The 9,321-nt window shown below is 58.4% G+C and carries 8 protein-coding genes; 3 read left to right on the top strand and 5 right to left on the bottom strand.

Features of this window, described 5'->3' with window-relative positions; genetic code table 11:
• Positions 1–12: 12 nt before the first annotated feature.
• From purU to HY29_RS01925, 3 genes are all read right to left on the bottom strand, one after another.
• Positions 13–864 carry a formyltetrahydrofolate deformylase gene (gene purU / locus HY29_RS01915; protein WP_034791029.1) on the bottom strand — a complete coding sequence of 284 codons (852 nt, stop codon included), beginning with the start codon at positions 862–864 and terminating at the stop codon, positions 13–15.
• A gap of 18 nt (positions 865–882) precedes the next feature.
• The gene (gene ahcY, locus HY29_RS01920) at positions 883–2,277 is read right to left on the bottom strand and encodes an adenosylhomocysteinase (protein ID WP_034791031.1); all 1,395 of its coding nucleotides are present in this window, start codon (positions 2,275–2,277) and stop codon (positions 883–885) included.
• Between the two features lie 144 nt (positions 2,278–2,421).
• Positions 2,422–3,582: a DegT/DnrJ/EryC1/StrS family aminotransferase gene (locus tag HY29_RS01925; protein ID WP_034791033.1), complete on the bottom strand. Its 1,161-nt coding sequence runs from the start codon at positions 3,580–3,582 to the stop codon at positions 2,422–2,424.
• Positions 3,583–4,104: 522 nt separating this feature from the next.
• Between HY29_RS01925 and HY29_RS01930 the strand changes: the two genes are divergently transcribed.
• Positions 4,105–5,349: an AGE family epimerase/isomerase gene (locus tag HY29_RS01930; RefSeq protein ID WP_051601042.1), complete on the top strand. Its 1,245-nt coding sequence runs from the start codon at positions 4,105–4,107 to the stop codon at positions 5,347–5,349.
• Positions 5,350–5,419: 70 nt separating this feature from the next.
• Here the strand turns inward: HY29_RS01930 and HY29_RS01935 are convergent, their stop codons facing one another.
• Positions 5,420–6,451 carry a glycosyltransferase family 2 protein gene (locus HY29_RS01935; protein ID WP_051601043.1) on the bottom strand — a complete coding sequence of 344 codons (1,032 nt, stop codon included), beginning with the start codon at positions 6,449–6,451 and terminating at the stop codon, positions 5,420–5,422.
• A 136-nt stretch (positions 6,452–6,587) separates the two neighbouring features.
• Between HY29_RS01935 and phhA the strand changes: the two genes are divergently transcribed.
• Positions 6,588–7,457 carry a phenylalanine 4-monooxygenase gene (gene phhA, locus HY29_RS01940; RefSeq protein WP_034791035.1) on the top strand — a complete coding sequence of 290 codons (870 nt, stop codon included), beginning with the start codon at positions 6,588–6,590 and terminating at the stop codon, positions 7,455–7,457.
• Here the strand turns inward: phhA and HY29_RS01945 are convergent.
• Positions 7,454–8,125 carry a DNA-3-methyladenine glycosylase I gene (locus tag HY29_RS01945; RefSeq protein ID WP_155838175.1) on the bottom strand — a complete coding sequence of 224 codons (672 nt, stop codon included), beginning with the start codon at positions 8,123–8,125 and terminating at the stop codon, positions 7,454–7,456. The two genes, phhA and HY29_RS01945, sit on opposite strands and share 4 nt — an antisense overlap.
• 92 nt (positions 8,126–8,217) lie before the next feature.
• On the opposite strand from HY29_RS01945, the gene HY29_RS01950 reads away from it, so the two are divergent.
• The gene (locus HY29_RS01950) at positions 8,218–9,171 is read left to right on the top strand and encodes a UDP-glucuronic acid decarboxylase family protein (protein ID WP_034791141.1); all 954 of its coding nucleotides are present in this window, start codon (positions 8,218–8,220) and stop codon (positions 9,169–9,171) included.
• The last annotated feature ends 150 nt before the right edge of the window (positions 9,172–9,321 follow it).

Consider the following 9,321-nt stretch of genomic DNA (forward strand, 5'->3'; position numbering starts at 1 on the left):
TCGCGTTGGGGATTATCGGGCAAAGACAACCGTCTTGCCATCGTTGATGAATATTCTGTGTTCGGCATGCGCCTTGACCGCGCGGAGCAGGGCGTTGCCTTCAAGGTGGCGGCCTGTCTCGATCATGTCGGCAGGGCTGTAGGTATGATCGATGACTTCCGTGACCTGAGCGATGATCGGGCCCTCGTCCAGATCCCCGGTCACATAGTGTGCGGTCGCGCCGATCACTTTCACGCCGCGGGCATGGGCCTGGTGATAGGGCTTTGCGCCTTTGAAACCCGGCAGGAAGGAGTGATGGATATTGATGCACCGGCCTTCCAGTCGCCGGCAGGCTTCATCGCTGAGGACCTGCATGTAACGGGCGAGGACCACGAGGTCCGCACCGGTCTCATCCACGATCTCGAAGAGGCGGGCTTCGGCCTCCGGCTTCGTGTCCTTCGTAACCGGCACATGAAACCAGGGCAGGTTCCAGTGGGCGAAATTGTCTTTCAGCGTTTCATTGTTTGAAACGATGCCGACAATATCGATAGGCAATTCCTTGCGCCGCGCACCATACAGCAATGTATTGGCGCAGTGGTCCGATTTGGAGACCAGCAGAAGTGCCTTGATCTTCTCATCACTCGGATGAATGGCCCAGTCTGCCTGCAACTCGCCGCCCAGACTGTTCAGTTCTGCTTCAAGGCCTTCTGGCGCCATTCCCTCGGGGCCATGGAAGACGAGGCGCGCAAAGAAGCGCCCCGTTTCCGGGTCCCCGAATGTCCTGGAAGACGCGATGAAACAATCGTGTCGTTCCATCAGCCTGGCCAGGCTGGCCACAAGGCCAACCCGGTCAGGGCAGGAGAGGGTGAGGATATGTTCGCGCACCGAAGGTCTGGCCTTGCTCTAGTAGCGGTAATGCTCTGGCTTGAACGGACCAGTCTGCTCCACACCGATATAATCGGCCTGCTCACCGGACAGCTCAGTCAGCTGAGCGCCCAGCTTGTTGAGGTGCAGCATGGCCACTTTCTCATCCAGATGCTTGGGCAGGGTGTAAACCTTGTTCTCGTATTGATCGGCGCGCAGGTGAAGCTCAATCTGTGCCAGCGTCTGGTTCGTGAACGAGGCGGACATGACGAAGCTTGGGTGACCCGTGGCATTGCCAAGGTTCACCAGGCGGCCTTCAGACAAGAGGATGATGCGCTTGCCATCCGGGAAGGTGATCATGTCGACTTGCGGCTTGATGTTCGTCCACTCGAAATTGCGCAGGCCTTCGACCTGAATTTCGTTGTCGAAGTGGCCAATGTTGCAGACGATGGCCATGTCCTTCATCGCGCGCATATGGTCGACGGTGAGGATGTCCTTGTTACCGGTCGCGGTGACGAAGATGTCGAATTTGGGCGCAGCTTCTTCCATGGTTAGGACGTCATAGCCATCCATGGCGGCCTGCAGGGCGCAGATCGGATCAACTTCGGAGACGGAGACGCGGGCACCGGAGCCGGCCAGTGAGGCTGCAGAGCCTTTGCCGACATCGCCATACCCTGCAACGAAAGCCTTCTTACCGGCCATCATGACGTCCGTACCACGACGGATCGCGTCGACCAGGGATTCCTTACAACCATACTTGTTGTCGAATTTGGATTTGGTGACCGAGTCGTTGACGTTGATGGCGGGGAAGGGCAGCTCGCCCTTCTTTTCCAGCTGGTAGAGGCGGTTCACACCGGTTGTGGTCTCTTCAGAAACGCCGCGGATGCCGGCCTTGGTTTTCGCGAACCAGCCTGGCGAAGCTTTCATGCGCTTCTTGATCTGGGCGAAGAGGAATTTCTCTTCTTCCGAACCTGGCTTTTCGAGGAAAGCCGGATCGTTTTCAGCGCGCTCGCCCAGGATCAGGTACATTGTGGCGTCGCCACCATCATCGAGGATGAGGTTCGGACCTTCACCATCTGGCCACTGGAACATGCGGTCTGTGTAGTCCCAATATTCTTCCAGCGTTTCGCCCTTATAGGCGAAGACCGGCGTGCCATTGGCGGCGATTGCGGCCGCAGCATGGTCTTGCGTTGAATAGATGTTGCACGAAACCCAGCGCACCTTTGCGCCAAGGGCTTCCAGGGTCTGGATCAGAACGGCTGTCTGGATGGTCATGTGGAGCGAACCACAGATGCGCGCGCCCTTGAGCGGCTGTTCAGGGCCATACTCTTCGCGCGCGGCCATCAGGCCCGGCATTTCCGTTTCGGCAATCGCGATTTCCTTGTTGCCGTATTCAGCCAGCTTGATGTCGGCGACGTGATAGTCGTGTGCCATATCAATGTTCCTTTATATGTTTGTGTGGCGGTTAACATGACAGGCAGCCAAAGGCAACGCGCGAAGTGCGCGTTGCCTGATAACAAAGCTTGCATACGCTTGAGATTCGAAGCGCTCGAGAAAGGCCCGCAAGGGCCCTGGAGCCTAGCCGTTGAAAGACCGGACGGCGTCGATGATTTTCGCCTGGTCTGCGTCTTCCAGATACGGGTGCATCGGCAAGGCGATGACATGCTTGCTGGCCGCTTCTGTTACGGGCAGGGTGCCTGGGGCCGGTTTGTAGGCGGCGCAGAAATCCTGTTCGTGGATCGGCACGGGATAGTAGACGGCCGTCGGGACGCCCTGGCTTGATAGGTGCGCCTGCAGACCTTCACGATCTTCATGCTCGATGACATATTGCGCCCAGACGCTCCGGCCGCCTTCGATGACGGTTGGCACGCGCTTTACATGGTCTTTCAGGCCCTCGGCATAGCGGTCTGCGACCACCTGACGTTTCTCGATCTCGTCTGCGAAGATCTTCAGCTTCTCCAGCAGGACCGCAGCCTGGATCGTGTCGAGGCGAGAGTTCATGCCGACGCGCAGCGACAGGTATTTCGGGTCATGATGAAAGTTGCGTTCTGCGGCATCGGTGGGCGTCACCTTGCCATAGACGCGCAGCGACTCGATACGCTCGGCCAGGGCCGCGTCATTGGTGATGATCGCGCCGCCATCGCCATAGCAACCCAGCGGCTTGGCGGGGAAGAAGCTGGTCGTGGCAATATCCGCCCAGTCGGACGGGTGCTGGCCATTCAGCGTGCAGCCATAGCCCTGCGCCGTGTCGGCAATCAGCTTCAGGCCGAACTCGTCACAGATCGCCTTGATCTCGGGGTAGTTCGCCGGCTGGCCGAACAGGTCCACGGCGATGACGACTTTCGGGGTCAGCTTGCCTTCTGCCTTCACCGCTTCAATCTGCTTGCGCAGATGGGCCGGGTCCATGTTGTAGGTTTCAGGCAGGATGTCGACAAAGACCGGCGCTGCGCCGAGCCATGGCACGACTTGCGCCGTCGCCACAAAGGTGAAGGAGGGGCAGAACACGGCGTCGCCGGGCTTCAGCTCCCACGCCATCAGCGCCAGGGCGAGCGCATCGGTGCCATTCGCGCAGCTGACGGAGTGCGACGCACCGCACCAGTCTGCCAGCTGCTTTTCAAGCTCTGTTACTTCAGGGCCGAGCACGTATCGACCGCTTTCCACGACGCTCTGGATCGCGGTGTTGATCTCGCTCTCAATACGTTTGCGCTGGGCCTGAAGGTCGATAAAGGGAATGGACAAGGGGAAACCTGCTTGCTGTGTTCAGAATGACCGGCGAATACAATTGGCGCAGGGCATGCGCAAGCCACGACTCATTCACGTCTCGTTACAGTCTGCTGCATCCCCTGAAACGGTTCTGCGGGGGTGCTGGCATTTAAACAGCTTCACCGGCTGTTTTTATTTCAGGCGCCTGCGGCCCCTCGCGTGGGGACCTTTGTAACATGCCATTCGTGCCGCAATCTCGCCTCAGACTGCCCCTAAGACTCGCTTCGAATTTCGTCGTCATATGTACAGATTGAAGCAATTGGGCGCGCTAGGCTGAACCTCTCTGGCGCGTTTTGGTAACGAAACATGAAGATTGCTCACATTCAATCCGTAATGGTGCCGGGCCTCCTGATGAGTCCATTGCCAATCGGGCTTGCGACTTATCAAGCCACTCAGTAGGTGTGATTCAGATGCTTTGGAATCAGCTATTCAAAGTTGTCGTGTATAAAGCGCCAAGCCTGTTGCTTTGATGCGCATTCAAGGGAGTTAAAACCGAAGATGCCAATCAAGTTTCTTGCCGCAGCAGATCGTTTGATGACTTGGTGCAGCAGCGCCGCTTTGCCTGTCTGGTCGTCCTGCGGCGTTGATTCCAACGGGCGTTTTGTCGAGCAGATTTCGCAACAAGGCTCAGCTGAAGCTGACGTCAACCGGCGCGTGCGGGTTCAGTTCCGGCAGTTTTATGCACTTACCCATTCCCATATTCTGGGATTGAGTACGGATTTGACCGAGACCGCAGAGCGCGCGATGACGCAGGCGATTGCCGACAGCTTTGATGCGGACGACGCCGCGTTGGAGCGCGGATGTGCACTCCTTCTGAGAGCCGATGGCAGTGTGCTGGATTCGACACGGGATTTGTACACTCAGGCCTTTTATCTGCTGGCGCTCGCCTGGCGCTTCCGGTTGAGTCAGGACACGAAATGGCTTGAGGCGGCAGACAGGGAAATCGCGTTTCTGGAGCAGCAAATGGGCTCTCCCGAGGGCGGCTATATCGAGAGCATCCCGCCCAGACTGCCGCGCCGCCAGAACCCTCACATGCATTTGTTTGAAGCGTTTCTCGCCTTGCACCAGGCGTCAGGTGAGGCGCGCTACCTGAAGCTGGCGGACAAGATTTTTGATCTCTTTGAGGCGCATTTCTTCGATGAAGAGAGCGACTGCATCATTGAGTACTTCACGCAGGACTGGCAGCCAGATCCCCTGCAAGGGGGGCGGATTGAGCCCGGGCACATGATGGAGTGGGCCTGGCTTGTTGACCAGTATGGCAAACAATCCGAACGGTCCGTTTCTGCCTATTCTCACCGCCTCTACGCGAAAGCGCGCGAAATCGGCCTGGATCCGGTGACCGGCCTGCTGATGGATGAAGTGCGTATGGATGGAACACCAATCCGCAAAACGCGCAGATCGTGGCCGCAGACGGAATATATCAAGGCGGCATCCGTGCTTGCACAATCTGGCCATGCGCCAGCATTGGGCCACGTGACAGATGTGATCGAGACCCTTCTCGACACATATCTGAATACGGAAGTTCCCGGCATCTGGTGGGATTCATACAATGCTGACGGAGTGGCGGCAGACAATTCCGCGCCGGCGAGTACCTTCTATCACTATATGTCTGCAGTTGCGGCTGTTTCGGAATTGTCGCAGGCCATCCGGACAAAAGGCCTTGCGGGGCAATTGCCGGAAGACGCGGACAAACCTGCAGGCGGCGTACAGGTTACGCGACGCAGAGCAGGGTCACCGCTCTAGAGCGATAGCTTTTCCATAAGCTTGCTTAGCGATAGTGGGGCCAAGGCGTGTGCCCGCCGCACATCAGACCTTACGGTCGCAGCTCACGTACATGCGTCTTTCGCTGGCTCATCCGGAACGGGTTCCAGGCCATGGCGCGGGCCAGCTTCCAGACAGAGACAACGGCCTTCCGGTTGGCCTTGCCGCTTTGCCGCATCTTTCCTGCGCCTTTCAGGCCATCGCGCATACCGCGCCAGGTTTGCCGCACACGGCCAATCATTGCGCCGCGCATCAACAGATACAGCGACAGTGTAATGTGTCCGGGCAGGGTGATCAGGAACAGCGATGTCGGCATGTTTTTGGCATAGGTCCATACCCGGTTGCGCGTGCCGTGATAGATGGCAAAATCGCTGGCGCGGCCAGACAGGCCGCCCCCGACATGGTGGATGATTGCCTGCGGCAGGAAGATGCAATTATGGCCGGAAAGATGCATGCGAAAGCCGATATCGACATCTTCACAGAAACAGAAAAACGCTTCGTCCATGCCGCCATGCGCCAGATAGGTGTCCCGGTGGAACACTGCGCCCGCGCCGCAGGGGCTGAAGCATTCGCCTTCTTTCGGCAGCTCGCTTGAAGGGCGTCCAAAGCCGCCGCGCCACGGAATGCCGAAGATCAGATAGGCATCGCCCGCACCATCCAGCCGGTCCGGATTGACGGCATCAAATTGTGTGGAGGCGAACATTTTCGTGTCCGGGTAGCGCTGTTGCCCTTTGGCAATTTCTTCCAGCCAGTCCGGCTCTGCCTGCGCATCGGGATTAAGGCAGACCAGCCATTCTCCCTGCGCCTTGGCTGCGGCCAGATTTGTGGCGCGCGCATAGCCGTGATTTTCCGTCTCTGCCATCAGGATGAAATGCGGCAGGGCCTCTGTTTTCAGGCCCGTGGCAGACCCGTCTGTCGAGGCATTGTCAATCAGGATGACTTCGAAATCCCGGCGCGTCTGCCGCGCCAGAGAGTCGAGCGCCTGCTGGATGTAGGCGCCGCCATTGAAGTTCACGATGATAATGGAGAAGGTCACCCGGTCCGTTTCGGCCGGGGCATTCCGGGCGGTTGTCATGTCGGTCATAGTATTTTTGGAGATTCCCGCCTTTTGAGACATCTTTCTGGCATTTTATGATTGTTGCGTCGAGATCGCTAAGAAAGTTGGAAGCCCCACATGGTTTCATTTGTAACTATATTCGAGCTGCGATATAAGGGCGCCCATGAGCAGCACATCACAGAAAAATCGTTATCATGATGCCCCGCGCGCGGCCGATTTCACGATCGACCAGGCCTGGGACACCTATAGCGCCGCTGAGCATGATCGGTGGGACCGCCTGTTCCGCCGCCAGCGCGAGATTGCCAAGGGTAGGGCCTGTGACACGGCCCTGAAGGCGATGGAGGAGCTGGAACTTTCAGCCTCCGGCATTCCGCATATGGGGGAACTATCCGACAAGCTGGAAAAGATCACCGGCTGGCGCGTCGTGCCGGTTGCAGAGCTGGTGCCGGACGAGATTTTCTTTGACCATCTGGCCAATCGCCGATTCCCGGCCGGGGCCTTTATCCGGCCTGAGGAAGAGTTCGACTATCTGCAGGAGCCGGACATCTTCCACGACATTTTCGGCCATGTGCCGCTGCTGGCCAATCCGGTTTTTGCAGACTTCATGGAAGCCTATGGCAAGGGCGGCCAGCGCGCCATGCAGCTGGGCCAGCTGCACAATCTGGCGCGGCTCTACTGGTACACGGTGGAGTTCGGCCTGATCCGAGAAGCAGGCGGCCTGCGCATCTATGGCGCCGGCATTCTGTCCAGCCCGCAGGAAACCGTCTTCGCCCTTGAGGATGACAGCCCGAACCGTGTCGCCTTCGACCTTCAGCGCATCATGCGCACAAAATACATCATCGACGATTTCCAGCAGACCTATTTCGTCATCGACAGTTTCGACGCGCTGCTGGACGCTTGCTACAAGGATTTCGGGAATGTCTACCAACGGGTCAAAGACCAGCCAGACATTGAGGCTCACCAGACCATTGCGGAAGATGCAGTCTTCAACGCGGGCACGTTGGACTACTTCCGCAAGAAGGCGTCCGTCTAGCCCACGCTGAGCGCCAGAATGCGGCTGATCTGCGCATAGGGCAGGGCGCTTTCGCTGTGCCAGTGGTTGAAGGCTGTCTGCACTTTCCTCATCACGGATTTGCTCTTCGCCTCCGGTTTGTCCAGCACCTCTTCACGCACCAGCGCACGGCACACATCGCCGGATGTGATCCAGCTGTCATGCCCGGAAAAGCGCAGGAAATACTGCCCGGTCGCGCCGCCGAGGCGGGAGCCTTTCTTGCCCAGATGGTCCAGCAGGCCTGCCTGGTCATCCCCCGGCCAGGCCTTCAGGAATTTGCCAAAGCTGCCATGCTCGGTCGCCGTGTCTGCCACGAAGCGGGCATTCTCCAGCGTCGCCTTGATCTTCTGCCCATTGCGCACGATGCGCGCATCAGAGACCAGCTGACCCAGCATCTCATCGCCAAAGAAGGCCAGTTTGTGCGGGTCGAACCCCTCAAAGGCCGCTTCAAAGCCAGGCCATTTATTGTCGATGACCTTCCAGTTGAAGCCGGCATTGAACACGCACCGCGTCATCGTGGCGAGGTACCGGTCGTCCGGCACTTTCGCCAGATCCCTCACCGCGTGCGAATTGCGCGACATCTCCAGCACAGCGTCCCGGCTGCCATGGTGGCTGGCGGCAAAATCGATGATGCGGTCCATCGTGTTCATGGCTCTGCGTCCTCCTGAAAATAACCTTGTCGCATTGCCGGGAAATGTCCAAGAGCCTTGACCGGGCAGAGAAAAGCGGGGATCGCTTGACCATGCATTATGTCCCCCGAATTCTCGTCACCGGCGGTGCCGGTTTTATCGGCTCCTTCCTGTGCGAGCGGCTTTTGGAAACCGGCGCGGAAGTGCTCTGCGTCGACAATTTCTTCACCGGCCGGCGCAGCAATGTCGCCCATCTTCTGGATAATCCGAAGTTTGAGGTGATGCGCCACGACATCACCGTGCCACTGTTTGTTGAGGTCGATCAGATCTACAACATGGCCTGTCCGGCCAGCCCGATTCACTACCAGTTCGATCCGGTGCAGACGACCAAGACCAGTGTCCATGGCGCGATCAACATGCTGGGCCTTGCCAAGCGCACGCGCGCGAAGATCCTGCAAGCTTCCACATCCGAAGTGTATGGCGATCCGGAGATCCACCCGCAGACGGAAGACTATTGGGGCAATGTGAACCCGCTGGGGCCGCGTGCCTGCTATGATGAAGGCAAGCGCTGCGCCGAGACGCTGTTCTTTGATTATCACCGTCAGCACAATGTGAAGATCAAGGTCGCGCGGATCTTCAACACCTATGGCCCGCGCATGCATCCGAATGATGGCCGCGTGGTTTCCAATTTCATCGTCCAGGCCTTGCGCGGCGAAGACATCACCCTCTATGGCGATGGCGAGCAGACGCGCAGCTTCTGCTATGTGTCGGATCTTGTCGACGGCCTGATACGCCTGATGAACACGGAAGATGATGTCACCGGGCCGATCAATCTCGGCAATCCGGGGGAGTTCACCATCCGCCAGCTGGCTGAGCAGATTATTGAACAGACGGGCTCCAAATCCCAGCTCGTCCACAAGCCGCTGCCACAGGATGATCCGCGCCAGCGCCGCCCGGACATCACCCGCGCCAAGACCACGCTCGGCTGGGAACCTGGCATCCGCCTCGCCGAAGGCCTGAAGCCCACAATCGAATACTTCCGAAACGAAATACGCGAGATGGCGTAACGGCCAGCACCTTTGCCCGGCATGGCGAGGGCCATCCGGTAAGGTAAGCTGAATTCGGGCAGCAAGTTCCGTGTCAGGACGTGTCTGGGGCTGGCTCGCGATAGGCTGCGCGTAGGTCTGCGATTGCAGATTCCATGACATTGCACAGCG

The organism is Hyphomonas beringensis (assembly GCF_000682755.1).
GTDB classification, from domain to species: Bacteria; Pseudomonadota; Alphaproteobacteria; order Caulobacterales; family Hyphomonadaceae; genus Hyphomonas; species Hyphomonas beringensis.